Annotated in this window: 23 protein-coding genes and 1 pseudogene; 15 read left to right on the forward strand and 9 right to left on the reverse strand. The window is 63.5% G+C overall.

Features of this window, described 5'->3' with window-relative positions:
* Positions 1-2: 2 nt before the first annotated feature.
* From ACP2YP_RS19130 to parE, 4 genes are all read right to left on the reverse strand, one after another.
* Complete coding sequence (locus tag ACP2YP_RS19130; protein ID WP_426425976.1) at positions 3-773, reverse strand: SDR family NAD(P)-dependent oxidoreductase; 771 nt, start codon at positions 771-773, stop codon at positions 3-5.
* 21 nt (positions 774-794) lie between these two features.
* Entirely contained in the window at positions 795-980 is a 186-nt protein-coding gene (locus ACP2YP_RS19135) for a hypothetical protein (protein WP_426425978.1), read from the reverse strand.
* A gap of 291 nt (positions 981-1,271) precedes the next feature.
* A complete protein-coding gene (locus tag ACP2YP_RS19140) occupies positions 1,272-2,057 on the reverse strand; it encodes an outer membrane protein (protein ID WP_426425980.1) in 786 nt (261 codons plus the stop codon).
* A gap of 428 nt (positions 2,058-2,485) precedes the next feature.
* A complete protein-coding gene (parE, locus tag ACP2YP_RS19145) occupies positions 2,486-4,534 on the reverse strand; it encodes a DNA topoisomerase IV subunit B (RefSeq protein ID WP_426425982.1) in 2,049 nt (682 codons plus the stop codon).
* A 274-nt stretch (positions 4,535-4,808) separates the two neighbouring features.
* Between parE and ACP2YP_RS19150 the strand changes: the two genes are divergently transcribed.
* The 4 genes from ACP2YP_RS19150 (at position 4,809) to argC (ending at position 10,035) form a co-directional block, all read left to right on the forward strand.
* A complete protein-coding gene (locus ACP2YP_RS19150; RefSeq protein ID WP_426425984.1) occupies positions 4,809-5,339 on the forward strand; it encodes a DedA family protein in 531 nt (176 codons plus the stop codon).
* A 95-nt stretch (positions 5,340-5,434) separates the two neighbouring features.
* Positions 5,435-8,122 carry a DUF3857 domain-containing protein gene (locus tag ACP2YP_RS19155; RefSeq protein ID WP_426425986.1) on the forward strand — a complete coding sequence of 896 codons (2,688 nt, stop codon included), beginning with the start codon at positions 5,435-5,437 and terminating at the stop codon, positions 8,120-8,122.
* A gap of 261 nt (positions 8,123-8,383) precedes the next feature.
* The gene (locus ACP2YP_RS19160; protein WP_426425987.1) at positions 8,384-9,049 is read left to right on the forward strand and encodes an FMN-binding negative transcriptional regulator; all 666 of its coding nucleotides are present in this window, start codon (positions 8,384-8,386) and stop codon (positions 9,047-9,049) included.
* Positions 9,046-10,035 (forward strand): N-acetyl-gamma-glutamyl-phosphate reductase, encoded by a 990-nt coding sequence (gene argC / locus ACP2YP_RS19165; RefSeq protein WP_426425988.1) that lies wholly within the window; start codon positions 9,046-9,048, stop codon positions 10,033-10,035. Before ACP2YP_RS19160 ends, argC begins: the two co-directional genes overlap by 4 nt.
* Before the next feature lie 146 nt (positions 10,036-10,181).
* On the opposite strand, the gene ACP2YP_RS19170 is transcribed toward argC, so the two are convergent.
* Both ACP2YP_RS19170 and ACP2YP_RS19175 read right to left on the reverse strand, forming a co-directional pair.
* Positions 10,182-10,580, reverse strand: a complete 399-nt coding sequence (locus ACP2YP_RS19170) for an MAPEG family protein (protein ID WP_426425989.1) — start codon at positions 10,578-10,580, stop codon at positions 10,182-10,184.
* A gap of 57 nt (positions 10,581-10,637) precedes the next feature.
* Positions 10,638-12,458 carry a PHA/PHB synthase family protein gene (locus ACP2YP_RS19175; protein ID WP_426425990.1) on the reverse strand — a complete coding sequence of 607 codons (1,821 nt, stop codon included), beginning with the start codon at positions 12,456-12,458 and terminating at the stop codon, positions 10,638-10,640.
* Between the two features lie 253 nt (positions 12,459-12,711).
* Here ACP2YP_RS19175 and ACP2YP_RS19180 point away from each other — a divergent pair, with 253 nt between their 5' ends.
* From ACP2YP_RS19180 to ACP2YP_RS19200, 5 genes are all read left to right on the forward strand, one after another.
* Entirely contained in the window at positions 12,712-12,987 is a 276-nt protein-coding gene (locus ACP2YP_RS19180) for a hypothetical protein (protein ID WP_426425991.1), read from the forward strand.
* A 246-nt stretch (positions 12,988-13,233) separates the two neighbouring features.
* Positions 13,234-14,454 (forward strand): LL-diaminopimelate aminotransferase, encoded by a 1,221-nt coding sequence (locus tag ACP2YP_RS19185; RefSeq protein ID WP_426425992.1) that lies wholly within the window; start codon positions 13,234-13,236, stop codon positions 14,452-14,454.
* Positions 14,455-14,482: 28 nt separating this feature from the next.
* On the forward strand, positions 14,483-15,799 hold the full coding sequence (locus ACP2YP_RS19190) for a homoserine dehydrogenase (RefSeq protein ID WP_426425993.1): 1,317 nt from the start codon (positions 14,483-14,485) through the stop codon (positions 15,797-15,799).
* Positions 15,800-15,879: 80 nt separating this feature from the next.
* The gene (glpX, locus tag ACP2YP_RS19195) at positions 15,880-16,881 is read left to right on the forward strand and encodes a class II fructose-bisphosphatase (RefSeq protein WP_426425995.1); all 1,002 of its coding nucleotides are present in this window, start codon (positions 15,880-15,882) and stop codon (positions 16,879-16,881) included.
* A gap of 126 nt (positions 16,882-17,007) precedes the next feature.
* Positions 17,008-17,727, forward strand: coding sequence for a haloacid dehalogenase type II (locus tag ACP2YP_RS19200; protein WP_426425997.1), 720 nt, complete (start codon positions 17,008-17,010; stop codon positions 17,725-17,727).
* Between the two features lie 9 nt (positions 17,728-17,736).
* Here ACP2YP_RS19200 and ACP2YP_RS19205 read toward each other — a convergent pair whose 3' ends face one another.
* Complete coding sequence (locus ACP2YP_RS19205; RefSeq protein WP_426425998.1) at positions 17,737-18,669, reverse strand: LysR family transcriptional regulator; 933 nt, start codon at positions 18,667-18,669, stop codon at positions 17,737-17,739.
* A 102-nt stretch (positions 18,670-18,771) separates the two neighbouring features.
* Here ACP2YP_RS19205 and ACP2YP_RS19210 point away from each other — a divergent pair, with 102 nt between their 5' ends.
* From ACP2YP_RS19210 to ACP2YP_RS19220, 3 genes are all read left to right on the forward strand, one after another.
* Complete coding sequence (locus ACP2YP_RS19210) at positions 18,772-19,098, forward strand: hypothetical protein (RefSeq protein WP_426425999.1); 327 nt, start codon at positions 18,772-18,774, stop codon at positions 19,096-19,098.
* 16 nt (positions 19,099-19,114) lie between these two features.
* On the forward strand, positions 19,115-19,588 hold the full coding sequence (locus tag ACP2YP_RS19215; RefSeq protein ID WP_426426001.1) for a hypothetical protein: 474 nt from the start codon (positions 19,115-19,117) through the stop codon (positions 19,586-19,588).
* A gap of 298 nt (positions 19,589-19,886) precedes the next feature.
* Positions 19,887-20,645, forward strand: coding sequence for a sulfite exporter TauE/SafE family protein (locus ACP2YP_RS19220; protein WP_426426002.1), 759 nt, complete (start codon positions 19,887-19,889; stop codon positions 20,643-20,645).
* 19 nt (positions 20,646-20,664) lie between these two features.
* Here the strand turns inward: ACP2YP_RS19220 and ACP2YP_RS19225 are convergent, their stop codons facing one another.
* Entirely contained in the window at positions 20,665-21,540 is an 876-nt protein-coding gene (locus ACP2YP_RS19225) for an ABC transporter substrate-binding protein (protein ID WP_426426003.1), read from the reverse strand.
* 88 nt (positions 21,541-21,628) lie between these two features.
* On the opposite strand from ACP2YP_RS19225, the gene ACP2YP_RS19230 reads away from it, so the two are divergent.
* Entirely contained in the window at positions 21,629-22,555 is a 927-nt protein-coding gene (locus tag ACP2YP_RS19230; protein ID WP_426426004.1) for a LysR family transcriptional regulator, read from the forward strand.
* Positions 22,556-22,633: 78 nt separating this feature from the next.
* On the opposite strand, the gene ACP2YP_RS19235 is transcribed toward ACP2YP_RS19230, so the two are convergent.
* The gene (locus ACP2YP_RS19235) at positions 22,634-23,281 is read right to left on the reverse strand and encodes a glutathione S-transferase family protein (RefSeq protein WP_426426005.1); all 648 of its coding nucleotides are present in this window, start codon (positions 23,279-23,281) and stop codon (positions 22,634-22,636) included.
* Positions 23,282-23,360: 79 nt separating this feature from the next.
* On the opposite strand from ACP2YP_RS19235, the pseudogene ACP2YP_RS19240 reads away from it, so the two are divergent.
* A pseudogene (locus ACP2YP_RS19240) lies at positions 23,361-23,486 on the forward strand (haloacid dehalogenase type II); the annotation flags it as partial.
* Positions 23,487-23,765: 279 nt separating this feature from the next.
* Positions 23,766-26,843, forward strand: a complete 3,078-nt coding sequence (locus ACP2YP_RS19245) for an Ig-like domain repeat protein (protein WP_426426006.1) — start codon at positions 23,766-23,768, stop codon at positions 26,841-26,843.
* The last annotated feature ends 5 nt before the right edge of the window (positions 26,844-26,848 follow it).

Raw genomic sequence — 26,848 nt, forward strand, 5'->3', positions numbered from 1 at the left:
GCTTACGCCATCACCGAGAACCCGCCATCGACGGGGATCGCAGTGCCCGTGACGAAGTTCGAGGCGGGCGAGGCGAGGAACACGGCGATGCCGGCGAAGTCGTCGATGTCGCCCCAGCGCCCCGCAGGCGTGCGCGCCAGCACGCGCTCGTGCAGGCCCGACACCTGCTTCCGCGCGCCGCGGGTGAGATCGGTGTCGATCCAGCCCGGCAGGATCGCATTGACCTGGATGTTGTCGGGCGCCCAGGCATTGGCGCAGGCGCGCGTGTACTGCACGATGCCGCCCTTGCTTGCCGCATAGGCGGTCGCGAAGCTCGCGCCGAAGATCGACATCATCGAGCCGATGTTGATCACCTTGCCGTTGCCCGACGCCTTCAGCGCCGGATAGGCGAGCTTCGAGCAGACGAAGGCGCTGGTGAGGTTGGTGTCGATCACCTTGTTCCACTCGTCGAGCTCGAGCTCGTGCGGCGGCTTGCGGATGCTCATGCCGGCGTTGTTGATCAGGATGTCGATGCGGCCGAGCTCCCTGACGACACGGTCGATCATCGCTGCGACCGCGGCCTTATCGGTGACGTCAGTGATGACGGAAATCGCCTTCACGCCGCGGGCCTTGAGATCGGCAACGGCCGCAGCCGACTTGGTTTCGTTGCGTCCGACCACGGCAATATCGGCGCCGGCGTCGGCGAGCCCGTGGGCAAGGCCGAGTCCGATGCCGCCATTGCCTCCTGTAACGATCGCGACTTTGCCGCGGAGATCGAACCGGTTGGATGTCATGCTTTCACGTCCTGGTTTCTTCTATTGGTTGCTTTGCCAGATCAGCACCAGCCCGAAGCCTGCCATGGCGGCGCCATAGCCGGCCCATTGCAGCTGGTTGACCATGAAGCTCGATCGGGGCCATGCGACGATACCCGTACCCTGTCCGATCCAGAGCAGCCCGACAGCGAGGGCAGACAGGCCTGCTACAAGCAGAAATCTGCGCATGCATTCCTCCCCCATTGGACTGCTTCTGTCGCGATCTGCGGCACTAGAGATCGCTGCGGATCGCGAAAACTTCCCGCAAGACTAGCCGCAGCTACGGTTCGGATACAATGGCTGCGGGCGCAGGCTGCGGGGAGGACGCATGTCCGCGCGCAAGATGAATCTGGGCACCGCGGCTGCGGCCGCACTGGTCGCGGGCTACGCCTGCGTCACACGATGAACCCATAACGAAAAAGCCCCGGCGATGCCGGGGTTTTGACGTCTGAAGTTGAGTTCAGATCAGTGCTTATCAGCTCAGTACTTGGCGACGACCGGGCCGGTCCAGTTGAAGCGGTAGACCAGCGAGGTCGAGATCGTCTGGTTCCAGCTGTTGGCGCGGATGCTGTCCACGCCGGTCGGCAGGTTGGTGACGTTGGAGATCTCGTCCCGGGTCTTGGCGTTGTAGAAGGCCGAACGGTACTCGGTCTTCATGAACCAGCCAGGCGAGGAGATGCCGAAGATGTTCAGGCTGTTCTCGACGCCGCCGCCGACGAAGAAGCCGTTGCGGTTGTAGCCGCTGAGGTGCACTCCAGTCGGAGCGCCACCCAGCGTCGTGAAGCCGGTGCTGCCGAAGTGGGCGCCAGAGTAACCGCCGTTGACATAGGAGAGAACGTTCGGAGCGACCAGCCAGCCGAGGCGCACGCCAGCGGCCCAGGAGTCTTCCAGCTTCTGGTTGCCGGTGATGCCGAGGATCGGATCCTGCACGGTGGAGCGGATGCTGCCGAACTGACCGTCAGCGAACACGCCGGCGACCCAGGTGCCGCTGAACTGCCAGTCGTAGCCGAGGCCGACGGTGCCGAACCAGCCCGAGCCGCCCTGACGCTGGGTGATGGTCAGCGGAACCGCGCCGACGGTCGACTGGATGGACTGGTCGGAGTTCGAGAGGCCGCCGCCGCCACCACCGAAGATGTAGAAGCCGGTCCAGCTGGCAACCGGAGCCGCCATCGGAGCCTTGACGTAGGGACGGGCCGCCAGATCAGCCGCCGAAGCCGAACCGGTCATCGCCGCGACCGCGGTCAGTGCGAGTACAATCTTCTTCATGGTAAAATCCCCAACCTTGGTCCGTAGCAGGCGCGAGCGCTCTGAAGTCCGTGTGATCTGATGCCCGAACTATAGACGGTTCTCGCCGAAATGCTGTTGCAGGGCAGGCACAGTCGCCGGAAAACGCCCGCCAGCCGGGTTTTGAGGTGCCGTCATTGAGTCCGCTAAAAGCGACGTAATTTCAATACATTAAGTGAGGCGTTGGATCTTTCGCCGGGGTGGGTTTTCGTTAGGAATTCGCCTTTGTCCGAAACGGAGGCAATCCTGTCTCAGCCCTTGGCTTGCTGACTGGACCTGTGAGTCGTTGGCCGAGGCGCGCTCCAGGCGATGCAGATTCCCGCGGATCAATCGCCAGTAAATGGCTGCAACGCCACCACAAATGAAAAAGCCCCGGCCTTGGGCCGGGCTTTTCAGCCGAAATCGCCGCATTAGACGTCGAGCAGCTCTTCGCTCGCGAACTCGGCCTTGTCGGAGATGAAAGCGAAGCGCGCTTCGGCCTTGGTACCCATCAGGCGCTCCACCGAATCCGCCGTGGTGTCGCGATCGTCGGCGAGCAGCACCACCTTGAGCAGCGTCCGCTTGCTCGGATCCATGGTGGTCTCCTTGAGTTGCGCCGGCATCATCTCGCCCAGGCCTTTGAAGCGGTTCACCTCGACCTTGGCGTTGGCGTTGAACTCGCTCTTGAGCAGCGCTTCCTTGTGCTTGTCGTCGCGCGCATAGACTGACTTCGATCCGTGCGTCAGCTTGTAGAGCGGCGGCACGGCGAGGAAGAGGTGCCCTTCATCGATCAGCTTCGGCATCTGACGGTAGAAGAAGGTGATCAGCAGCGAAGCAATGTGTGCGCCGTCGACGTCGGCGTCGGTCATGATGATGATGCGCTGATAGCGCAGATCCTCTTCGCGATAATGCAGCAGCTGGCCGCAACCGATCGCCTGCACGAGATCGGAGAGCTGGGCATTCGCCGTTAGCTTGTCCTTGCCGGCTGAGGCGACGTTGAGGATCTTGCCGCGCAGCGGCAGCACCGCTTGCGTCTTGCGATCGCGTGCCTGCTTGGCGCTGCCGCCGGCCGAGTCACCCTCGACGATGAAGAGCTCGGAACCTTCGGTGCCGGCGTCGGTGCAGTCGGCGAGCTTGCCGGGCAGGCGCAGCTTCTTGCCGGCCGTCTTGCGCGCCGTTTCCTTTTCCTGGCGGCGGCGCAGCCGCTCCTCGGCGCGGTCGATCACGAAGTCGAGCAGCCGGTTGGCCATGTTCGGATTGCCCGACAGCCAATGGTCGAACGGATCCTTCATCGCCTGTTCGACGATGCGCTGCGCTTCGGCGGTGGCGAGACGATCCTTGGTCTGGCCCTGGAATTCAGGCTCGCGCACGAACACCGAGAGCATCACGGCGGCGCCCACCATCACGTCTTCCGAGGTGATGGACGAGGCGCGCTTGCCCTGGCCGACGCGCTCGGCGTGATCTTTCAGGCCGCGCAACAGCGCGCTGCGCAGGCCGGATTCGTGCGTACCGCCATCGGGCGTCGGCACGGTGTTGGTGTAGGAGGAGAGGAAGCCGTCGGCATCCGCGGTCCAGGCCACCGCCCATTCGCAGGCGCCATGCGCGCCGTTGCGCCCCGATTTGCCGGAGAAGATGTCTGGATGCACCAGCGTGTCGGCATGGATCGCCGCCGCCAGATAGTCCTTCAGGCCGCCGGGGAAGTGGAAGGTCGCTTCCGGCGGAACATCCTCGACGCCCTTGAGCAACTCGGGGGCGCAATTCCAGCGGATCTCGACGCCGCCGAACAGATAGGCCTTCGAGCGCGTCATCTTGAACAGGCGCTGCGGCTTGAACGCGGCCTTGGCGCCGAAGATGTCGGTGTCGGGCTTGAACCGCACGCGCGTGCCGCGGCGGTTGTTGACCTTGCCGAGATCCTCGAGCTTGCCCTTTGGATGGCCGCGCTCGAACGTCATGCGATGCAGCTTCTGGCCGCGCGCGACCTCGACCTCGAGCCGCGAGGAGAGGGCGTTCACCACGGAGATGCCGACGCCGTGCAGACCGCCCGAGGTCTCGTAGACCTTGCTGTCGAACTTGCCGCCCGAATGCAGCGTGCACATGATGACTTCAAGCGCCGACTTCTTCGGGAACTTCGGATGCGGATCGATCGGGATGCCGCGGCCGTTGTCGGTGACGGTGAGGAAGCCGTCTGCGGAGAGCTCGACGCCGATGAAGGTCGCGTGCCCCGCCAGCGCCTCGTCCATCGAGTTGTCGATGACTTCGGCGAACAGGTGATGCAGCGCCTTCTCGTCGGTGCCGCCGATATACATGCCGGGCCGGCGCCGGACCGGTTCCAGGCCCTCGAGCACCTCGATGTCGGCGGCCGTATAATCGGCCTCGCCACCGCTCGCGCGCGGGGCTGCCTTCGCGGCGGCGGCACGCGTTTTCGGTTCGTTGGTGTCGAACAAATCGTCTTTGCTTTTTGTTTTCAACTGCTTGGACATATATCTTGATGCGTTTTGAGGGCCGCGCAAGCGGCGAATCGGTTGGGCCGACTATGCCACTTCTGGTCTCGAAAGGTTACCGCAGCGCCGGCCGGGCGCTGTGGGTGGGAGCTAATGCCGGCGATTTTACGCCGCAAGCTAACCAAGTCCCGGCAATTTGACGCTGCTGTCCCGCCGGAGCCGGCTTTTGTGACTTGATGTCACACAAGCCCTTGGCTTACCAGTCTTTTCCATCTGGCAGGACCCCGAGGCGGGGCGGGAAGGCTATTCTGGAATGGAGCAGTATGCGCACGCATTGGCCGATTTTGTGCGCCTTCACCAGGCCTGGGCTGCTCCGATCGTGTTGCTGCTGGCGTTCGGGGAATCGCTGGCCTTCATCTCGCTGCTGATCCCCGCCTGGGGAGCGCTGGTCGCCATCGGCGCCCTGATCGGGGCGAGCGGCATCAACTTCTATCCGGTCTGGATTGCCGGCGCGATCGGTGCTGCCCTCGGCGACTGGGTCTCCTACTGGTTCGGCTTCCGCTACAAGGAGCAGGTCGCCCAGATGTGGCCGCTTTCGCGCTATCCGGAAATCCTGCCCAGGGGCGAGGCCTTCGTGCGCAGCTGGGGCGTGCCCAGCATCTTCATCGGCCGCTTCTTCGGCCCGTTGCGCGCTTCCGTGCCGCTTGCCGCCGGCATTTTCGAAATGCCTTACTGGAGCTTTCAGGCCGCCAATTTCGTCTCCGCGCTGGTCTGGTCGGCGGCGCTCCTGCTGTTTGGCGATGTGATCGCGAAGATCATGGAATGGATTTGGCGGGTGATCTGAGCGTGCCCGAGACGGCTTGAGCTCCATGACGCAGAAGAAACTTAAAAGGCGTTCTTTTCGAGTGTGCGGCTGGTAATTTTCGCCTGCTAGTTGAGGTGCCGATCTCGCTGGCGGGTGCTTGGGACATGATCCTACGAGTTTGTTCGGTTTTCCTGGCGGTTTTGCTCCTTTCCTCGCCATGCCCGAAATCGTATGCCGTTGAAGCACCTGCCGCGGATACGAAGCCCGGTTGGGTTGATCCGGGTTGGCGGCGAACGGTGGCACGCTATACCCTTACATTCGATGAGGCGGGGCTGCGCACCGAGGTCTTCGAGTTCGAGATCAAGGCGCTCGACGAGAAGGGCGCTGAGGCGATCGCGCAGCAGAGTTTTCAGTACAACAGTTATTTCGACGATCTGTCGTCCACGGCGCTTGCCACTCTCAGGGCAGATGGCAGCGTGGTTACGGTCGACGAACGGGCTGTTCGCGATCAACCGGCATCGACAGATTCCTCGTCGCCCTATTTCGATGAGGTTCGTGACAGGATCATCGCTTTTCCGCATGTTGCTCCCGGCGACAGCATCCGCGGGCGTCTGGTCTACAAGGCGAAGCAGGCTCGGTTTCCAGGCGAGTTTGCGCGCGTCTGGGGCGAGCCGGCAAGCCAACCGCCCGAATTGCTCGAGGTGATCGTCGACGGACCGGCATCCAGGCCGCTGCGGATCGCATTGCGCAATGTCGAGCACATCGAAGAGAGAGCGAACGATCGGATCGTCCATCGCGTGCGATTCCGGCACGACGCGCCCAGACCCCGCCAGATCGACGACGAGACTCTCACATACGCGGAACGTTTCGAAATTAGCACATTTGCCGACTATTCCGCTTTCGCGACCATGTTGAACGTCCGCAACGCGCCCATGGCGCGACCGGACGAGAGGATCGCGAGGCTTTCGCGCGTGATCGTGGGCGACGTTACCAGTTCACGCGCGAAGATCGAGCGCATCTACAATTGGGTGGCGCGCAACATCCGCTACGTCGGAATTGGGCTTGAGGACGGCGGCTGGACGTCGCAACCCGCTTCGGCCGTGCTCGCGGCGCGTTACGGTGATTGCAAGGCGCATGCGACACTGTTCAAGGCTTTGCTTGCCGCCCAAGGCATAGAAGCCAATCTGGTCGCAGTGAACTCGGACGCGAGGTACACGCTCACCGAAGTCGCCACGCCGAATTTCGATCACGCAATCGCCTATGTCCCCGAGATCGACCAATATCTCGATCCGACCGCATCACTCTTCGCCTTTGGCTCGCTGCCTCCAGACCTCGCCGGCAAGCCTGTCCTCAACATCGACAAGGGCACGCTGGGGCGAATCCCCATGGTCGACCCGGCGCGTTTCCGGCTGGCTGCGGAGACGGACTACGTTCTTGGTCGCGACGGAAAACGCGACGCGCGGTCGATTCTGTCTGGCACTGGCGTCGGTGCGCAATTGGGGCGTGTGGTCGCACAAGGACTGGATGAGGCAGACCGGCGGCTGGCCGCCGGGAAGCTGATCGAGCAGGCTGGTCTGACCGGCACCGGCGATTATAGCTATCCAAATCCGCGTGAGCTCACCGATGACTACGCCATCACGTCGACTTTTCAGATCAGCAAAGGCCTCGATCTCGACCGGCCTACGCGCGTCAGGATGCTTCCTCTAACTGATCCAAGGCGATCGCTCCTGCGGCTGGTCGCCCGTCAGACCAACGGGCGGCCCTTTATATGTCGGCCCATGGAATACCGGGAGGTCGCGTCGCTCACGGTTCCAGAAAACATCTTCTTCTACGAGAAGCCGGCCCCTGTCGCCTATTCGGCGACGTTCGAAGGTAGGACGGGCTACGGAGCAGTCCACGGTCGGATCGAGGTGAGCGGAACCATCGATGTCGAGGGCCGAACCGTTCGCTCCAATGCCCTCATTCGCCTGACGCTCGATGCGCCGGTCTGCCCGGCGGAGTTCGGTCCGGCAATCGAGAAGGGGTTCGATAAGCTCGACGAGTTCAAGTACGGGCTGATCGGGCTGACTCCGAAAGGGGGATCCTCGGTCCTCGACGTCAGCGCCGACTTCAAGGAGGGCATGAGCGCATATCTTGCGCATGATTTTGAACGCGCGATGGAGCGGTTGAAGCCGCTGGCCGAAATCGGCAGCGCACGTGCCCAGTCTTATCTCGGAACAATGTATCGGGACGGAATTGGAACGAAGCGCAATACCGCCGAGGCGATCAAATGGTTTCGCCTCTCAGCCGAACAGGGCGATGCCTACGGCCAGGAAAACCTTGCGTACGTCTACGAGATGGGTCTGGGTACGGCTCGCGATGAGAAGCAGGCCGCCGAATGGTATGGCAAGGCGGCGGAGCAGGGGAATGCCTATAGCCAGTCCCGCCTTGGGGCGATGTACCGGGACGGACGCGGCATTCCGCAGGACTTCTCTCAGGCCTTCGTTCTGTTTTCGAAGGCGGCCGATCAGGGCTTGACGCTCGCGCAGACATATCTCGCCCTCTTGCACATCAAGGGCGAAGGCGTGCCGCAGGATTTCGCCAAAGGCATATCATTGCTGCGCAAGGCCGCCGAGCAGAACGATGGCTTGGCCCAATACAATCTGGGGTGGGCCTATGAGAGCGGCACGGGTGTGCCGAAGGATACCGGGCAAGCGATCAAGTTGTACAGCAAGGCGTCCGATCTCGGAAACGAGCAGGCGCGCGCGCATTTGCACGAGCTAACCCGCGGCGGTTCCTTTTGGAGCACGCTCTTCAGCCATCTCAGCCTGGCCAGATGGTAGCGAAGGCCTGGCCGCGGCGGCCCAGCTGGCCACGCCAATTCCAAAACCTTGACGCTAGGCCGATTTGGCCTTATAGCCGCGCCATGATCAACGCCGCGACCATTCTGTTCGCCCGTCGCCGCCGCCGCATTCTTGCGGTTTGGGCGGTCGATCGCGTTTGAGATCATCGTCTTTGCCGCTGGACCTGATCCGCGGCATTCTCTCTCCTGTCAGCGCGATCTGATCCGGCGGCCCCCCAAGGAGCCCCAGCAGGAGACTACGATGTACACGCCACCCTCTTTCAAGCCGGATCGCGCCGCGAGCCTGAAATTCGCAGGCCAACGCGGCTTCGGCACCATGTGCGCCTTCGACGGCCACAAGCCGGTCGCGTCGCCGCTGCCGTTCTATTTGACCTACGCCGCCGACGGCACGCCGCAGGCCGCCTTTCATGTCGCCCGTCACAATCCGCTGGTAAAGCTTGCGGACGGCGCGACGTCCTGGCTGCTCGCGATCAACGGCCCCGATGCCTATGTATCGCCCGACTGGTACGTCTCGCCGGATCAGGTGCCGACCTGGCTCTACCAGTCGGTGCATCTGGGCGGCCCGGTGAGATTGTTGTCGGACGACGAGCTTGCGGTGCAGATCGACACGCTCAGCGACAAGTTCGAGAGCTGGCTGTTGCCGAAGACGCCGTGGACTTCGGCGAAGATGACGGCGGGCCGGTTCGAGACGTTGAAGAAGGCGATCGTGGGACTGGTCATGACGGTTGAAGAGGTCGAAGGCAGCTTCAAGCTCAACCAGCACAAATCGGACGCCGACTATGCGGCGATCGCGAATGCACTGGGCGACGGCGATGCCGACGCGAAGCAGATTTCACAGTTGATGCGGCAGGCAAGGCCGCAGGTTTTTGCAGACGACACGAACAAGCTCGAAAGGAGCGTGCCATGAGCCTTTCCGAAACCAGCCTCGCTGAGACCACGAAAGCCCCGACCTCCGGTGCGGCGAAGAAGCCCGCCACTGTCTTCGTCGATGGCGGCTCCGGCACCACCGGGCTCGGCATCAACGAGCGGCTCAAGCTCCAGAACGACGTCGTGGTGAAGACCATCGCCGACGACAAGCGCAAGGATCCCGCGGCCAAGAAGGCGCTGATGGCGGAGGTGGATCTCGTCATCCTCTGCCTGCCTGATGATGCCGCCAAGGAGACGGTCGCGCTGATCGACAGCATGGGCGCTGCGGGACCGAAAGTGCTGGACGCCTCGACCGCCTACCGGGTCGCGCCGGACTGGGCCTACGGTTTTCCGGAGCTGGCGCCGGACCAGGCCGGCAAGATCAAGGCCGCGAAGAAGGTTTCCAATCCCGGCTGCTATCCGACCGGCGGCATCGCGCTGCTGCGGCCGATCGTCGATGCCGGCCTGTTGCCGCCTGACTATCCCATCAGCATCAACGCGGTGAGCGGCTATTCCGGCGGCGGCAAGTCGATGATCGCGAGCTTTGAAGACGGCAGCGCGCCGTCGTTCGAGCTCTATGGCCTCGGCTTCGAGCACAAGCATCTGCCGGAGCTGCAGCTCTATTCGAACCTGACGCGGCGGCCGATCTTCATTCCCTCGGTCGGCAATTACCGGCAAGGCATGCTGGTCTCGATCCCGCTCCAGCTCGACGCGCTGCCGGGCAAGCCCAGCGGCGCCGACCTTCAGGCCGCGCTCGCCAAGCGCTACGCGGGTTCAAAATACGTCGCGGCGATGCCGCTTCAGAGCGAGGGCGGCAAGCTCGAGCCGGAGGCGCTCAACGAGACCAACAGGCTTGAGCTCTACGTCTTCGCCAGCGATAAGTATCACCAGGCAGTGCTGGTCGCCCGTCTGGACAATCTCGGCAAGGGTGCGTCAGGCGCAGCCGTGCAGAACATGCGGCTGATGCTGGGCCTGCCGGAGGAGTAGGGACTCCATTCGTCGTCATTGCGAGGAGCGAAGCGACGAAGCAATCCAGACTGTCCCCCGGAAACGGACTGGATTGCTTCACGGAGCCTGTCATCGGGCCGCGCTTCGCGCGGACCCGTTGGCTCGCAATGACGGTGGAAAGTGCTCTAAACCACTTTGAAGATCGCCAGTGCCAGCACCGCCTGCGCGAGAAAGCCGACGGTGAAGGCGAGGGTGCGGAACACCGGAATGCCGAGCGCATAGACGATCAGATGCGCGACGCGCGACCAGAAATAGACCACGCAGGCGAGCACCGTCCAATTCGAGGAATAGTCGATCGCGTTCAGGATCAGCACCAGCGGGGCGAACAGCACGAGGTTCTCGACCGCATTGTCATGTGCGAACATCAACCGGTTCGCCCACTCGGCCTGAGGTTTGTCGCCGCGCGACGGGTTGGCCATGGCGCCGCCGAGCCCACGCACCTGGCAGCGGTTGATGGTGTAGGGAATCCAGAGGATCCCGGTCAGGATCACCGTGCAGGTCAGCCAGAACAATTCACGCGTCATAACCCGGTCCCCTCCAAAATCGATGTCGTACCTTATACGAAAGCGCGCGCCGCGGCGCTATGCGCGAACCCTGACATAGCTGCCCGGGGCGTCCTCGATCGGCGGGAACGCCTCGGTACCGACACTGCGCGCAGGCACTTCCTCCGGATCGAGCCCGCCCAGCCATTCGCGCCAGTCCGGCCACCACGAGCCCTTGTGCTCCACCGCGCCCTTCATCCATTGCGCGACGTTGACGTCCTTGATGTTGTCGTTGGTCCAGTACTGATATTTGTTCGAGGCCGGCGGATTGACCACGCCGGCAATGTGGCCGGAGCCGGACAGCACGTATTTCACGGGCCCGCCAAAGAACTGAGAGCCGTACAGCACCGATTCCGCCGGCGCGATGTGGTCCTCGCGGGTGGCGAGGTTGTAGACGGGCACCATGACCTTGGAGAGGTCGAGCAGCGTGTTGTCGAGCACCATGGTGCCGGTCGACAGCCGGTTCTCCAGATAGCAGTTGCGCAAATAATAGGAATGGTTCGCCTGGGTCATCCGCGTCGCGTCGGAATTCCAGTGCAGCAGGTCGAACGCGCTCGGTTGCTGGCCCTTGAGGTAGTTGCTGACCACGTAGGACCAGATCAGGTCGTTCGAGCGCAGCATGTTGAAGGCCATCGCCATCTTGGAGCCTTCGAGCACGCCGGACGCCTTCATGTCCTGCTCGAGGGCTGCGATCTGCTCCTCGTCGACGAACACCAGGAGATCGCCGGCATGGGTGAAGTCAACCTGGGCGGCAAAGAACGTCGCAGAGGTCACGCGCTGGCGTCGCTTCTCGGCGAGCCAGGCCAGCGTGGTCGCGAGCATCGTGCCGCCGACGCAATAGCCGGCGGTGTGCACCTTCATCTCGCCGGTGACCTTCTCGATCACGTCCATCGCCGTGAGGACGCCCTCTTTCATGTAGTCTTCCCAGCTCTTGGCACCGAGCCGCTTGTCGGGATTGACCCATGAGATCACGAATACGGTGATGCCCTGGTCGACGCACCACTTGATGTAGGACTTCTCCGGCTTGAGATCGAGAATGTAGAACTTGTTGATCCAGGGCGGCACGATCAAGAGCGGCGTGCGCAGCACCCTCTCCGTGGTCGGAGCATACTGGATCAGCTGCATCATCTCGTTCTGGTAGATCACCTTGCCCGGCGTCGTCGCCATGTTGACGCCGACGACGAGGTTGTCGGGATTGGACTGGCGGATCTTCAGCATGCCCTTGCCGGCGGCGATGTCCTCGGCCAGCATCGTCAGGCCGCGCGCGAGGTTCTCGCCGCTGCTTGCAACCGTTTCGCGCAGCACCTCCGGATTGGTCAGCACGAAGTTCGACGGCGAGATCGCGTTGGTGGCTTGCTGCATGTAGAACTCGGCCTTGCGCCGCGTCTGCGGATCGAGCCCCTCGGCATCGTGCACCAGCTCCTGCGCCCATTTGGTGGTGAGCAGATAGAGCTGCATCATGAAATCGAAGAACTGGTTCGACTTCCATTCCGGATCGGCAAAGCGCTTGTCGCGCGGCGAGGGCGCGATTGCGGGCTGAGCCTCCTGGCCGGCCATCCGCCGTGCCGCCGAGCCCCAGAGATCGAGATAGTCCTTGGCGAGCTTGGTCTGGAGGTCGGACGCACGCGACTGGTCCGACAGCCAGTATTCGGCGACCGACGTGAAGGTCTTGACGACCTCAGTGAGCTCGGCCGGCGGACGGTCCTGCACCTCGCCGGTTTCGCGCGGCTTCAGATACGCGGCGAGCGCCTTGCCGCCGCTCTCCATGGCCCGGGCGACATTCATCGCGAAGGCTTCCGCATCGAACTTCGTTTCAAATTTTGTCCCGGATCTGGGCGTGTCGGTCGTGGCGGTACTCATGAAGATGACAGTAACGATTCATTCCGTATTCGTCACCGCGAAGCTCGCTGGTTTCGCGTCAAACACGCGCGAAGATGTGCTGCACTGCGAGAGGGTTTCTTGCTTTTGTCACAATTGCAATGCACCTCTCTCGCTGTGGGCCTTGGATGATTTCTCGCTCGTACCATTTGTGGGCAGCAATGGTTTGAGCTTGGGCAGGTTGTGGGGTTAAGCTCCCGCAGCCTTGCATTGGGACGAGTAGGGGAATTCCCAGGTGTTTGCGTTGTGGGACCTGCAAAAGTCGCGGCTTGCATGCTGCGCGCTGCTGACGGCGGCGCTTGCGCTGGGCGGCTGTTCGAGCCAGCTCGCGGACATGTCGGCCGCCGATACGCCGGCTCATCCCAGGGAGCCCGGTGCCTATCTGCCAGTGCATGATTTGCCGCCGGATCGTGATCAGGCGATCATCCCGCCCGACCAGCGCGCCAAGATCGAGGCCGAGCTTGCGGCCGCCCGCGACCGCCAGGCCGTCGCCGCCAAGGACGCCAAGTGAGGACCGCCAATTAGGCCCGGGACGGCCATCGCAGGGCGCAAGGTAATCGCTGGCGCCCCCGCCACTCCGTGCTAAAAAGACTTCAATTCAGCCGAGAGTCAGGGCGAAGGAGTTCAGTCCACGTCGCCGAAAGTCGCTACAAGTATTTGATTTTGAGCGATTTTTGAGCGCAGGACGAGATCTCCTCGAAGGGTGGTCATCGGCCATCGATTCTGTCCTGACCGGTTGCCCGGAGCCCAGAGAGCCATGGACGAGTTTTACCGCATCCGCCGCCTTCCGCCTTACGTGTTCGAGCAGGTCAACCGGGCCAAGGCGGCCGCGCGGAATGCCGGCGCCGACATCATCGATCTCGGCATGGGCAACCCGGATCTGCCGGCGCCGCCACACGTGCTGGAGAAGCTCAAGGAGACCCTGGGCAAGCCGCGCACCGACCGCTACTCGGCCTCCCGCGGCATCCCCGGCCTGCGCCGGGCCCAGGCCGGCTACTACGACCGCCGCTTCGGCGTGAAGCTCAATCCCGATACCCAGGTGGTGGCGACGCTGGGCTCGAAGGAGGGCTTTGCCAATGTGGCGCAGGCGATCACCGCGCCGGGCGACGTCATCCTTTGTCCGAACCCGAGCTACCCGATTCATGCCTTCGGCTTTTTGATGGCGGGCGGCGTGATCCGCTCGGTGCCGTCGGAGCCGACCCCGCAATTCTTCGAGGCGGTGGAGCGGGCGATCGTGCATTCGATCCCGAAGCCGCTCGCGCTCGTGGTCTGCTATCCCTCGAACCCGACCGCCTATGTCGCGAGCCTCGACTTCTACAAGGACCTCGTCGCCTTCGCGAAGAAGCACGAGATCCTGATCCTGTCCGATCTCGCTTATGCCGAGGTCTATTTCGACGAGAACAACCCGCCGCCCTCGGTGCTTCAGGTGCCCGGCGCCATCGACGTCACCGTCGAGTTCACCTCGATGTCGAAGACCTATTCGATGGCTGGCTGGCGCATGGGCTTTGCGGTCGGCAATGAGCGCGTGATCGCAGCACTCGCCCGCGTCAAATCCTATCTCGACTACGGCGCGTTCACGCCGGTGCAGGTCGCCGCGACCGCGGCGCTGAACGGTCCTGACGACTGCATCAAGGAGATGCGCGACACCTATCGCAAGCGCCGCGACGCGCTGGTGGAATCGTTCGGCCGCGCCGGCTGGGAGATTCCGCCGCCGGAAGCCTCGATGTTCGCCTGGGTGCCGCTGCCGGAAGCATTCCGCAGCATCGGCAGCATGCAGTTTGCGACCCTGATGGTGGAGAAGTCCGGCGTCGCGGTCTCGCCCGGCGTCGGCTTCGGCGAGCATGGTGAAGGATATGTCCGCATCGCCATGGTGGAAAACGAGCAACGGATCAGGCAGGCCGCGCGCGGCGTGCGCCGCTTCCTTGAAAGCGGCATCGAAACGTTGCACAACGTCGTTCCGCTCGCCAATCGGCGCTAATTCTCTTCTGCAGGTTCACTAAAGCATCATGGTTGCACCCCTGAAAGTGGGCATAGCGGGGCTCGGCACCGTGGGCGCCGAAGTTGTCCGTTTGATTGAAACACAGGCGCGCGTGCTCGCGGGCCGCAGCGGCCGCGGCATCCGCGTCGTCGCCGTCACCGCGCGCTCGAAGGCCAAGAAACGCAGCATCGACCTGCGCGGCGTTGAATGGGCGAAGGATCCGATGGCGCTCGCGACGCATCCCGAGGTCGATTGCTTCGTCGAGCTGATGGGCGGCGCCGGCGATCCCGCGCTGTCGGCAGTCGAAGCGGCGCTGAGCGCCGGCAAGTCGGTCGTCACCGCCAACAAGGCGCTGCTCGCCAAGCACGGTCTTAAGCTCGCCAAGGCCGCCGAAAAGCATGGCGGCGCGCTGAATTTCGAGGCAGCGGTCGGCGCTGCGATCCCTGTCATCAAGACGTTACGCGAAGGTCTCGCTGGAACCGGCATCGAGCGCGTCTACGGCATCCTCAACGGGACCTGCAATTACATCCTGACCCGGATGGAGCAGGAGGGCCTGTCGTTTGCCGAGTGCCTCAAGGATGCGCAGCGACTCGGCTACGCCGAGGCCGATCCGTCTTTCGATGTCGACGGCCACGACACCGCGCAGAAACTCGCCATTCTCGCCAGTCTCGCTTTCGGCACGAAAGTTGCTCAAAGCGCGGTGTATGTCGAAGGTATCTCCTCCATCGCGCCGGAAGATCTGCGCGCCGCTGACGATCTCGGTTACCGGCTCAAGCTGCTCGGCGTCGCCGTTCGCACCGCCAAGGGCATCGAGCAGCGCGTGCATCCGACCATGGTTCCCAAATCCTCCTCGATCGCGCAGGTGATGGGTGTCACCAACGCGGTCACCATCGATGGCGAGGGCATTCCGCCGATCACGCTGGTCGGTCCCGGCGCCGGAGGTGCTGCGACCGCATCCGCCGTCGTCGCCGATATCGCCGATGTTGCGCGCGGCATCCGCGCCAATCCGTTCGGCCGGCCGATCGCGCAGCTGCACGACACCAAAAAGGCGCCGATGGAGCGGCACGAGGGCGGCTACTACATCCGCCTTTTGGCGCGCGATTTCCCGGGCACCGCGGCTGCGATCGCGACCCGTCTCGCGGAGCAGAAGATTTCGATTGAATCCATCGTGCAGCGCCATCCCAATGGCGGCGCCGCACCGGCCGACGGCAAGGCGGTGCCCGTGCCCGTCATCCTGATCACCTATGCCACGCATGAGGACGCGGTGCGCCGCGCGCTCGCCGCCGTGCAGAAGGACAAGGTGATCAGCGGGCGGCCGCAGGTCATTAGAATCGAGAAGAACTGACACGGTTCGAACGAACTGTGGGTGTTACGAGTTGATGCGGACGGAGACTTCCGTCCCAAACGTTTCGAAGGAGTGAGCCGATGTCGACCCATATTTCAGTGCCGCCGCAAGCGTTGCTCGAGCGCATTCTCACGCTGGAGATCGTGCGCGTGACGGAGCGGGCGGCGGTGTCATCGGCGCGACTGCGCGGGCACGGGCAGGAGAAGGCCGCCGACCAGGCCGCCGTCGACGCGATGCGTCGCGAGCTCAACAAGCTGCCGATCCAGGGCACCATCGTGATCGGCGAGGGCGAGCGCGACGAGGCGCCGATGCTCTTCATCGGCGAGAAGGTTGGCATGAATGCCGGCCCGGAGGTCGACATCGCAGTCGACCCGCTCGAAGGCACCACGCTGTGCGCCAAGAACATGCCGGGCTCGATCGCCACGATGGCGATGGCCGACGGCGGCACGCTGCTGCACGCCCCCGACGTCTACATGCAGAAGCTCGCGATCGGCCCTGGCTACGACAAGGGCGTCGTCGATCTCGATGCTTCGCCCGCCGACAACGTCCACCGTCTCGCCAAGGCCAAGGGCGTCAAGCCGGATGGCATCACGGTGCTGGTGCTCGACCGTCCGCGCCATGCCAGCATCATCGAGAGCGTGCGCTCGACGGGAGCTGCCGTGCGCCTGATCACCGACGGCGACGTCGCCGGCGTGATCCACTGCGCCGACCCCGATAACACCGGCGTCGACATGTATCTCGGCACCGGCGGTGCGCCGGAAGGCGTGCTTGCGGCCGTGGCGCTGCGTTGCATCGGCGGACAGATGCAGTGCCGCCTGATCCTCGATTCCGACGAGAAGCGCGAGCGCGCCGCCAAGATGGGCGTCAACGATCCCAAGATGATCTACGGCATCGAGGACATGGCGCGCGGCGACTGCCTGTTCGCGGCCACCGGCGTCACCACGGGCTCGTTGCTCTCAGGCGTCAAGTTCCGCAAGGACGGCGTGATCGAGACCGAGACGGTGGTAATGCGCTCCGTCACCGGCACCGTGCGCTACATCAAGGCCGAGCATCGCGAGCTCGCGAAGTTCCATTTGGATTAAGAAAGTCTGTCATTCCGGGGCGCGACAAAGTCGCGAGCCGGGAATCCATAACCACCAGCCGGGGTTATGGATTCCGGGCCTGGCCCTGCGGGCCATCCCGGAATGACGAGCATTGAGGAAGCGCACATGTCCGATCTCTCCGCCGTCAAAGCCCTCATCTTCGACGTGTTCGGCACCGTCGTGGACTGGCGCACCAGCCTGATCACCGACTTCATGTGGTGGGCGAAGGGCCGCGGCATCAGCGCCGACTGGACCGCGTTGGTCGATGGCTGGCGCGGCATGTATGTCGTTTCCATGCAGGATGTGCGCGAGCATCCCGAGCGCGGCTACGTCATGTTGGATGATCTGCACCGCCGCTCGCTGGAAAAACTGGTCGAGAAATTTGCCATCAAGGGCCTCACCAAGGCCGATCTCGATCATCTCACCAAGGGCTGGCATCGCCTCAATCCCTGGCCCGACAGCGTCGCCGGCCTGACCCGGCTGAAGACAAAGTTCGTGATCTCGCCGCTGTCGAACGGCAACGTCGCGCTGCTCACCAACATGGCGAAATTCGCAGGGCTGCCGTGGGACCTCGTGATGTCGGCCGAGCTGTTCGAGCACTACAAGCCCGATCCCGAAACCTATCTCGGCGCAGCAAAGCTGCTTGGCCTCAAGCCAGAGCAGGTGATGATGGTCGCCGCGCACAATGGCGATCTCGCCGCCGCGCAGAAGTACGGCCTGAAGACCGCCTTCGTCGCGCGGCCGACCGAGTACGGTCCGTTGCAGAAGGTCGATTTCGAAGCCACCGGCAATTGGGACATCGTCGCCAAGGATTTTGGCGGCATCGCCGACAAGCTCGGCTGTTGAGGCGCGCCGTCACAGCTCGGCGGCAAGTTGCATTACCTGCTCGCGCAGCCAGGTGTGCGCCGAGTCATGATCGTAAGACGCATGCCACAGCAGTGACACCGTGACATCGCGCAGCTCCACCGGGAGGGGGCTGAGGCTCAGCCCGAGTTCGGCGGCGAAGCGGCGCGCCAGCCGCGATTGCATCGTGACGATGACAGGGGCGCGCGCGACCAGCCACGGGACGGTCAGGAAGCGAGGCGTCGTAAGCGCGATCGAGCGGGTCAGCCCGAGCTTGTCCAGGGCTTCGTCGACGATGCCGCGCACGCTGCGCCCGGGCCTCAGGCTGGTCAGCACGTGAGGAAGCCGCACATAGTCCTCAAGCGAGATCGGGGCCGTGATCCCCGTCTTCTCGGCATTGAACATGCAGACATAGCTCTCGCTGAAGAGCTTGCGGCGTTTGTGGTGGACTTGCCCCTGCTGGAAGGCGTCATAGCCGATGGCGATATCCATCTCGTCTGAATCGAGATCATCGAGCAGCCGCGAGGCATCGAGATTGTAGAGCCTGAGGTGAATGCCGGGTGCGACCTCGTGCATGCGCGCGAGCAGCGCCGGCATGAACAGGATTTCCATGCTGTCCGGCAGTCCGAACCTGAAGGTCCGCACCGCCGTCGCGGGATCGAACGGCTGCTCGCGCGATACGAGCGCTTCGACCTGCGCCAGCATCGCCTGCACCGGATCGAGCAGGATCGCCGCACGCGGCGTGAGGCGCATCCCCGTGGGCCCCCGCGTCAGCAGTTCGTCGGAGAACAACTCCCGCAGGCGCGCGAGGTTGTGGCTCATCGCCGACTGGCCGATGCCGACGCGGGCAGCCGCCCGCGTAACGCTGCGTTCGGTCAGCAGCGCGCTGAGATGCACAAGCAGATTCAAGTCGATACGACCGAGATTGACAGTATCGATGCCCATTATCGACCCCATCTGTTTGATCAATAGACATAGGCCGACCATCTCCTGCCGCAAGGGAGCTGACGAGCGTCCCGCTCATCGCCCAAGCCAAAGGAGGGTCGTATGTCGATCCGCAACACGCTTCTCGCCGCCGTCTTGACCATTGCCTCGTTTGGGGGTGCCCACGCCAACGGCCTGCGGCCGATCGAGGCGAAGAGCATCGATCTCGGCGAACTCTCCGGCGTCGCCTACTACACGGTCGAGCCGGACGGATTCCGCGTCGTCACCACGCTTGCTCAGGGCGAGGCGGGCACTCCGATCCGCTTTGTGTCGGTGCTGGCGCCCGGTCAGCGCGTGGTTCTCTCGACACCGGCGCAGGCGAGGGCGCTCGAGATCAGCCGGAGCGGCGACACCTTGCTCGTCCGCAAGACGAGCGCGATCTCCAACTGAAATCCGGGAGCGAGAAATGTCCACGATCCGCCTTCATGCGACGACCACCCTGACACCCAGGGAGTATATCGCCGGGCTCACCCACTTCGGGCCCGGCCGTTCAAAACTCTTTGGCAACAGCGCCGATGAAGATCTCAGGATTCATCATCTCGGCCTCACCGATGCCGACGTGACGGAAGGCTCGCGGGGGATCTGGGAGCGGCTGCATTACGACTGGTCCAATCCCAACCGCGTTGTCCTGACCACGACCGATTCCAATGTGTGGGGAGGCGCCTCGGGCCACATTTATACGTTCCTGCGCCGGACTGACGGCATGACCGACATCGACGTGATTGTCGTGCGCGAGGGCAAGAATCTCAAAGGCTGGATTCTGGGCCTTGTGCTCGGCAGCATCGGCAAAGGCGTTCTGGTGCGTGCGTTCGCAAATTCGGTCCAGGCACTCGAGCGACGGAACGCTGCTTCCAAGCGTTTTGACAAAGTAGCCGTTTAGTCAAAAAGCCCGATCGAATTGCACCGAGTTCAATGTTCTTATTGCTCCGAACGACATATCGGATCATTGTTCGGCCAAACAGCAAATTGCACCGGGCGTGCTCGGTGGCAGCGGAGCGACGACAATGCACCTCAGTTTTTTCGATCTGTTTCTGGCGTTCCTCGGACTGACCTTTGGAGTGCCCTCAGCGCTGCCCGGCGTGTTTTTTGGCAGCAAGGACAACCCGCGCCCAAGTTCACGGGCGGACTGATCGCGCTGTCCGGAGCATCGTGACGGTGACGAATTTGGAGACGAGCAGGTGGAGTTGACAGTCTCGACTATTCTCATCGCCTTTGCCGGCGTGTTCCTGATCTGCTTCATGAAGGGCGCGTTCGGCGGCGGCTTCTCCATCGTCGGCATTCCGCTGCTGTCGTTCGTGATGGATCCGGTGACGGCCGGCGGTCTTCTGGCGCCGCTGTTCATTGCGATGGATTTGTTCGCGCTGCGCTACTGGAAGCCCTCGACCTGGTCGAAGCCGGATCTCGTGCCGCTGTTGCCCGGGCTCGTGGTCGGCATCGGTCTCGGCTATGTCCTGTTTCGCGTATTGGATCACCGCGCCGTCGCAATCGTGATGGCGGTCGTGACCTTGATCTTCGTCGGCTTGTGGTTTTTCAGCGATCCCAAGGTGACCATCCGTCCGCGTTCGACGCCCAAGGCGGTGGCTGCCGGTCTGGCCTCGGGCGTCACGACGATGGTCGCGCATTCAGGCGGACCGCCGTTGGCGATGTATCTCCTGCCGCTCGGCCTCACCAAGGAGGTCTATGCGGGGACGACGAGCATGTTCTTCACTGTCGGCAATGCCACCAAGGCGGTGCCGTGGCTGCTGCTGGTGCGGCCGGCCGGCAACGTCTGGATGGTGATGGCGATCTGCCTGCTCGCCATTCCCTCCGGCGTCTGGCTCGGCTGGCGGCTGCACGGGAAGCTGGACCAGCAGCAGATCTACCGGGCCTGCTACGGGTTGCTGGTCGTGACAGCGGCGAAGCTGCTGTGGGACGGCATTTCCGGCTATCTCGCGTGAGACACCATGGCGCCGACGCTCAAATCCTGCCGAACGCCACCGTCGCCTTGTCGTAGCTGCCGTCGCCCATCGTGCCGTCCTTGAAGATGCCGTGCTTCTCGATCCACTCGAAAGATTGCTCGTAGATCTCGCGCGAATAGGGTTCGAACACGATGCGTTCACCGGGCCCCCAGCGCCTGGTATCCATCGAAGCGTGAAAACGCTCCGGGAATTCGTTCTTGTAGTAGCGGGTGTAAAGCTCAGGCCGCAGGTCGATGTCGCGCTGGGCCTTCTTCAGCGCCCGGAAGTAGCGTTTGATGTCCTCGGGCGCCGGATCGCCGTTGATCATGGACGCGATCATGAACGTCGTGTCGATGATCTTGCGATAGCCGAGCTGCTCGGCGAAATAATAGGGACCGTTGAACAGCGAGGCCGCCTGGCTCTTGCCTTCGAACAGCAACTCCATCCGGCGGAACAGCATGCCGTCCTCGAAGGTGAGGTTGATCTGGCCGGGCGCCAGATACGGCTCGAGCGCCTGGATCGTCGAATAATGACTGCCTGACTGGAAGCCGACCGAGATCGGCACGCCGGCGAGATCGGCAGGCGTGCGGATCTTCGAATCCGCGGGAACGAAGATGCCCGAAGGCGCGATCGAGTAGACGTCGGCGTAGAGTTTGGCGTGGCCGTTCGAGGCGGCGACATTGACGGTCCAGTGGCAGGCGCAGCTGACGTCGGCCTTGCGGCCCTTCTCGATGCTCTGGAAGGCGCCTTCATTGACCTTGTTGTGGTGCTGGCCCTCGGTCGAGCGGATCAGCTCGCGAAACTCATAATCGAGCCCTTCGTCGCGGAAGTAGCCCTTCTCCTCGGCCACCCATTCCTGCAGGCGGAAATGCGACTCGATCACGAATTTGGTCATGGCGTCCTCCGTGTCCACGTGGCCGTTCGATTGACTGCAGGATAGCAAACGGCGAAGCTCAATCCATGGCTAAGAGGGAATGTTTCATATGTCGAAAATGGAATCTTCCGGGATCGACTTTCGCGACTTGCGCGTGCTCGATGCGCTGATCCGCGAGGGCAGCATCACGCGCGCCGCCGTGAGCCTCGAGACCACGCAGCCGGCGATCAGCAAGCTCCTGGCGCGCTTGCGGCTGCGCTTCGACGATCCGCTGTTCGTGCGCCGTGGCAGCGGCGTGCAGCCGACGGCGCGCGCCATCGAGATGGCGGCGCAAATCCGCGCTTTGCTCGAGATGGCCGACCGGTTGTGGCAGGAGCGGCTACCGTTCGACCCGCAGAAATCCGAGAAAACCTTCAGCCTGCTGTTGACCGACGTCGGCATGGTGCGGTTCCTGCCGCCTTTGGTCGCGCGTCTTTCCGAACTCGCACCGCGCGTTCAGGTGCGCGCCATCCCGCTCGATTCCCGGCACTTTGCGCTCAAGCTCGAATCGGGGGAGGCGGACCTTGCGCTCGGCGCCTTGCCGCGGGCGGCAGGGCACCTTCGCTCGCAGCGGCTCTTTTCGGACGGCTACGCCAGCGTCGTGAGGCGAGGTCATCCCAGGCCGGCAGAGGCGCGGACGCGCCGGGGATTTCTCGACGAGAAGCATATCCTGATCACGGCGTCCGAGACCGGCCATGCAGCCCATCTCGAGACCCAGCGCGTGCTGACGCGTGCGATCGCGCGCACGAACATCCTGTTGCAGGTGCCGAGCTTCATCGCGGGCGCGATCGTGGCCTCGCAAACCGATGGCGTCGCGACCTTGCCCGCGAACCTCGCCGCCATCGTCGCCAAGCCGCTCGGCATGACCGTGTTCAGGACACCGGTCGCATTGCCGCGGATCGAGATCGCGCAATATTGGCATGAACGCTATCATCGCGATCCCGCTCACCGCTGGCTGCGGTCGATCACGCTCGATCTGTTCGGCAATCGTGCCTAGCAGGCGAGGACGCGTGCGCGCGCTCGTCGATGCGCAGGCCAGTTGAACCGAGGGAAGCGCCAAAAGAAGCGACGATGGTTACCGCAGGGCAGGCGGCAATCGCGGCGTTGTCGCGACGAACGTGGATCTATTGGAGAATTCCGACCACCATTCGCCGAGCCTGGGGTACTTCTGAAGAAGCGCTCTGCCTTCGTCGGCCAGCACAAAGTAGCCGACCATCGGCGCCAGATGGATGTCAGCCAGGGACAATTGATTGCCGCAGAGGCATGGACCCTCGCCAGCGGTGCTCTCCAACGCGGCGAGCACCCTTGGCGCGGCTTCGAGGCCTCTCTGAAACTCACTCTCATCCATCGGTCGGCTCATGCGCGGCCTGAGGACCCCGTGCGAGAAGACCTGCCTGACCAGAGGCCAGTAGGCGTAGCTGTCGACGATCGACATGATCTGATTGCAGCGTGCCCGTTCTCTCGGCTCCACGGGCTGAAGCTTGGGACCTTCGAAGGCCTCATCCACGTAGCGTGTAATGGCGCCTGTCTCATAGAGGACGAACCCTGCGTGAGTTAGCGCGGGCACGCGCTTGAAGGGATGCATCGCGAGATAGCTTGCAGGGATATCCTCCGCGAAGGGATTTACCTCTATCCAATCATACGCCACGCCCTTTTCATGGAGCGCCAGCCGGGCGATCCACGAATAGACGCTATATTGGTAGCCGTGCAGTTCGGTCGCCATGCAACACTGACCCGTCACGATCAGGATGGTCTGATCCTTCCCAGCTTACAAGGCCCCGCAACTTCGGGCGAGGACCCGGAAGACCGCCTTCGTCGCGCGGCCGACCGAGTACGGTCCGTTGCAGAAGGTCGATTTCGAGGCCACCGGCAATTGGGACATCGTCGCCAAGGATTTTGGCGGCATCGCCGACAAGCTCGGCTGCTAGACGTCTGACCGCCGATGTTCGCGGCCTGCATTGCATGGGCCGATTGAGATCGCCGAAAGCAACGGAATTTCCGGCGTCGCAGCAAGGTCGAAGACACCGCAGGACCCCTGCGATGACAATGTTGTTGCCCATTTGCAACGTGCTGCGAGGATGTGAATTTGGGTTGCAACGTGAGGTTTTCGTTGCTGCTTCATTTCGCTAAGTTGCTGCTGTTCGGCGCTGCCTGCTGCGGCGTCATCAAATGTTTCGTATCGACAAAATTGCTTGAAGGGTGATCAGGTGCGGCTCCTGGGAAAGGCTTTCCTTTGCTCGATCGTCGCTGCCGTACTCCTACTGATCCAGTCCGTTTCAGCCTCTGCACAAACGGCCGACCTTGCGATTACCAAGACTGACGGTGTCACCACCGTCACGGCCGGCGGCTCGACTACCTACACCATCACCGCCAGCAACGCCGGCCCCAATCCTGCAACCGCCGTGGTCTCCGACACCTTCCCTGCAGTTCTCACCGGCACCTGGACCTGCGTCGGCGCTGGTGGCGGTACTTGTACCGCATCGGGATCCGGCAACATCAACGACACAGTTAACCTCTCGGCCGGCAGCAGCGTCACCTATACGGTCACGGCCTCGATCTCGGCTTCGGCCAGCGGCACGCTGAGCAACACCGCCACCGTGTCGTCTGGCGTTTTCGATCCGAACCCGGCCAACAATTCCGCCACCGATACCGACACGATCGTCGGCTCAGCCGATCTTGCGATCACCAAAACGGATGGCGTCACGACCGTCACGGCCGGCGGCTCCACCACCTACACCATTACCGCGAGCAATGCCGGCCCCAGCAACGCGGCCGGCGCCACGGTCGCCGACACGCTGCCTGCATCTCTCACTGGCACCTGGACCTGCGTCGGGGCCGGCGGCGGCACCTGTACAGCATCGGGATCCGGCAACATCAACGACACGGTCAACCTCCCGGCCGGCGGCAGCGTCACCTACACCGTCAGCGCGTCGATCTCAGGTTCGGCAAGCGGCTCGCTGAGCAACACCGCGACCGTGACGGCTCCCGGCGGCATCACCGATCCGAGCCCGGGCAACAATTCGGCAACCGATACCGATACCGTCGCCAACGCCGCCGACCTCGCAATCACCAAGACGGACGGCGTCACCAGCGTTACGGCCGGCGGCTCGACCACTTATACCATCACGGCCAGCAATGCCGGCCCCAGCAGCGCGACCGGCGCGACGGTTGCGGATATCTTGCCTGCAGCACTGACAGGAGCCACCTGGACCTGCGTCGGGGCTGGCGGCGGCACCTGCACGGCATCGGGCACCGGCAACATCAACGACACCGTCAATCTCCCGGCCGGCGGCAGCGTCACCTATACGGTCAGCGCCTCCATCTCGCCTACGGCGAGCGGCACGCTGAGCAACACCGCGACCGTGACGGCGCCTGGCGGCGTCACCGATCCGACCCCGGGCAACAACTCGGCCACCGACACGGATACGGTGAGCGCGGTGCAGGCCGACCTGAGCATCACGAAGACCGACGGCACCAGCAATGTGACGGCAAGCGGCACCACGACCTACACGATCGTCGCGAGCAACGCCGGGCCCAACGCTGCGAGAGGCGCAACGGTGACCGATGCCTTGCCGGCGGCACTGACGAACGCCACCTGGACCTGCGTCGGAGCGGGCGGAGGCACCTGCACGGCGTCCGGATCCGGCAGCATTAGCGATACGGTCAGCCTTCCTGCGGGCGGCAGCATCACCTATACGCTCGTGGCGACGATTTCGGCGTCTGCCAGCGGCACATTGAGCAACACCGCGACTGTGACGGTACCTGCCGGCGTGACCGATCCCAATCCCGGCAACAACAGCGCCACCGACAGCGATACGGTGACGGGCTCGACCACGACGACGCTCACCTCCAGCAGCAATCCGAGCCGGTTCGGTGATCCCGTGACCTTCACCGCGACCGTGACGAGCGGTTCAGGAGCGCCGACGGGAACGGTTGCGTTCAAGGATGGGGCGGCGGTGATCGGCACGGCCGCGCTCGCAGGCGGCACGGCCAGTTTCACGACGTCTGCCCTGACGCGTGGCTCGCATTCGATCACCGCGAGCTATGGCGGCGCCGGAGGCTTCACTCCGAGCGGTTCGGCCGTGCTTCAGCAGGCCGTCGACGATCCCTTGGACAGCCTGAAGCTGCGGGCAATGCAGGTCATTGCAGCGCCGGTCGTTGCGCAGGTCTCGGGCCAGGCCATAAGCGGAGCGATGACGGGCGCGCTCAACGAGGCGTTCGGCGGCAGCAATTCATTCGTGACGATGAATGGCGGTGGCGTGCGTTTCAATTTCGCGGCAGATCCTTCGGATGTGGAGGAGGGAAGAGCTGGGGCACGGACGGATGCCGGATTGCCGTCGAGGGCGGCTGCCTTCTCGGCGGATTCACCTGCGCGCTCTAGCACCTCTCCGTCGGCTCGCGTCGGTAACGCGTTCGACGCCCTGGCCTACGCAGCCCCTGGCAAGGCACCGCCTCTGAGGAGGAATTCATCCGACTGGTTCGGCTGGGCGGAGGTGCGTGGCGCCGTGCTCGACCACTGGTACGCGCCGGCGCTCGGCGCGCCCGCCGCAGCTCCCACCCTTTATGGAAATCAGGTCAACCTGCTCGCGGGCCTGACGTGGAAAGCAACACCGGTTCTCGCCGTCGGAGCGCTTGGCGGCTTCGAGACCTTCGATTATCGCTCCGACGCGCTCCAAGGTCGGCTGAAGGGCGATGGTTGGACAGTGGGGTCGTATCTCGGCTGGCTAGTCGCCGCCAATTTGCGCCTGGACGCTGGCGTCGCCTATTCAGGGATCGGCTATGACGGCTCCGCGGGCCTGGCCGCAGCTAATTTTTCCGGCCACCGGCTGCTCGCCACCGGTGGCCTTACGGGGACCTATGAAGCGATGCGATGGCAGATCGAGCCGTCGCTGCGCGTCTACGCGTTGTGGGAGCATGAAGACGCCTACACCGACACGCTGGGGACGCAGCAGGCGGGGCGCAACTTCTCCACCGGCCGCGCCAGTGCCGGGGCAAAGGTCGCCTATCCGTTCGCGATATCGCCGGGCACCGAAATCGCGCCCTATGTTGGCGTCTACGGCGATTATTATTTCAACCGGGACGATGCCGCGCAGATCCTGGCGCTCGGGCCGCTCCCGACGATCTATGTTCTCGACGGCTGGTCGGCGCGCGCCCTCGGCGGTGTAACGGCGCGCTTTGCCAATGGTGGACAGTTTGCGCTCGGCGCCGAGCGCGCAGGTCTCGGCGGCAATTTCGGGCTTTGGACCTACCGCGCCCGCGCATCGATTCCGTTCGGGGCGCAGTAACAAAG

This window comes from Bradyrhizobium genosp. A, from assembly GCF_049949275.1.
GTDB lineage: Bacteria > Pseudomonadota > Alphaproteobacteria > Rhizobiales > Xanthobacteraceae > Bradyrhizobium.

What these genes read in the sequence shown, in the direction of transcription:
- ACP2YP_RS19130 (WP_426425976.1), bottom strand. Translation starts at nt 773, where the DNA reads ATGACATCCAACCGGTTCGATCTCCGCGGCAAAGTCGCGATCGTTACA.
- ACP2YP_RS19135 (WP_426425978.1), bottom strand. Translation starts at nt 980, where the DNA reads ATGCGCAGATTTCTGCTTGTAGCAGGCCTGTCTGCCCTCGCTGTCGGG.
- ACP2YP_RS19140 (WP_426425980.1), bottom strand. Translation starts at nt 2,057, where the DNA reads ATGAAGAAGATTGTACTCGCACTGACCGCGGTCGCGGCGATGACCGGT.
- parE (WP_426425982.1), bottom strand. Translation starts at nt 4,534, where the DNA reads ATGTCCAAGCAGTTGAAAACAAAAAGCAAAGACGATTTGTTCGACACC.
- ACP2YP_RS19150 (WP_426425984.1), top strand. Translation starts at nt 4,809, where the DNA reads ATGGAGCAGTATGCGCACGCATTGGCCGATTTTGTGCGCCTTCACCAG.
- ACP2YP_RS19160 (WP_426425987.1), top strand. Translation starts at nt 8,384, where the DNA reads ATGTACACGCCACCCTCTTTCAAGCCGGATCGCGCCGCGAGCCTGAAA.
- argC (WP_426425988.1), top strand. Translation starts at nt 9,046, where the DNA reads ATGAGCCTTTCCGAAACCAGCCTCGCTGAGACCACGAAAGCCCCGACC.
- ACP2YP_RS19170 (WP_426425989.1), bottom strand. Translation starts at nt 10,580, where the DNA reads ATGACGCGTGAATTGTTCTGGCTGACCTGCACGGTGATCCTGACCGGG.
- ACP2YP_RS19175 (WP_426425990.1), bottom strand. Translation starts at nt 12,458, where the DNA reads ATGAGTACCGCCACGACCGACACGCCCAGATCCGGGACAAAATTTGAA.
- ACP2YP_RS19185 (WP_426425992.1), top strand. Translation starts at nt 13,234, where the DNA reads ATGGACGAGTTTTACCGCATCCGCCGCCTTCCGCCTTACGTGTTCGAG.
- ACP2YP_RS19190 (WP_426425993.1), top strand. Translation starts at nt 14,483, where the DNA reads ATGGTTGCACCCCTGAAAGTGGGCATAGCGGGGCTCGGCACCGTGGGC.
- glpX (WP_426425995.1), top strand. Translation starts at nt 15,880, where the DNA reads ATGTCGACCCATATTTCAGTGCCGCCGCAAGCGTTGCTCGAGCGCATT.
- ACP2YP_RS19200 (WP_426425997.1), top strand. Translation starts at nt 17,008, where the DNA reads ATGTCCGATCTCTCCGCCGTCAAAGCCCTCATCTTCGACGTGTTCGGC.
- ACP2YP_RS19205 (WP_426425998.1), bottom strand. Translation starts at nt 18,669, where the DNA reads ATGGGCATCGATACTGTCAATCTCGGTCGTATCGACTTGAATCTGCTT.
- ACP2YP_RS19210 (WP_426425999.1), top strand. Translation starts at nt 18,772, where the DNA reads ATGTCGATCCGCAACACGCTTCTCGCCGCCGTCTTGACCATTGCCTCG.
- ACP2YP_RS19215 (WP_426426001.1), top strand. Translation starts at nt 19,115, where the DNA reads ATGTCCACGATCCGCCTTCATGCGACGACCACCCTGACACCCAGGGAG.
- ACP2YP_RS19225 (WP_426426003.1), bottom strand. Translation starts at nt 21,540, where the DNA reads ATGACCAAATTCGTGATCGAGTCGCATTTCCGCCTGCAGGAATGGGTG.
- ACP2YP_RS19230 (WP_426426004.1), top strand. Translation starts at nt 21,629, where the DNA reads ATGTCGAAAATGGAATCTTCCGGGATCGACTTTCGCGACTTGCGCGTG.
- ACP2YP_RS19235 (WP_426426005.1), bottom strand. Translation starts at nt 23,281, where the DNA reads ATGGCGACCGAACTGCACGGCTACCAATATAGCGTCTATTCGTGGATC.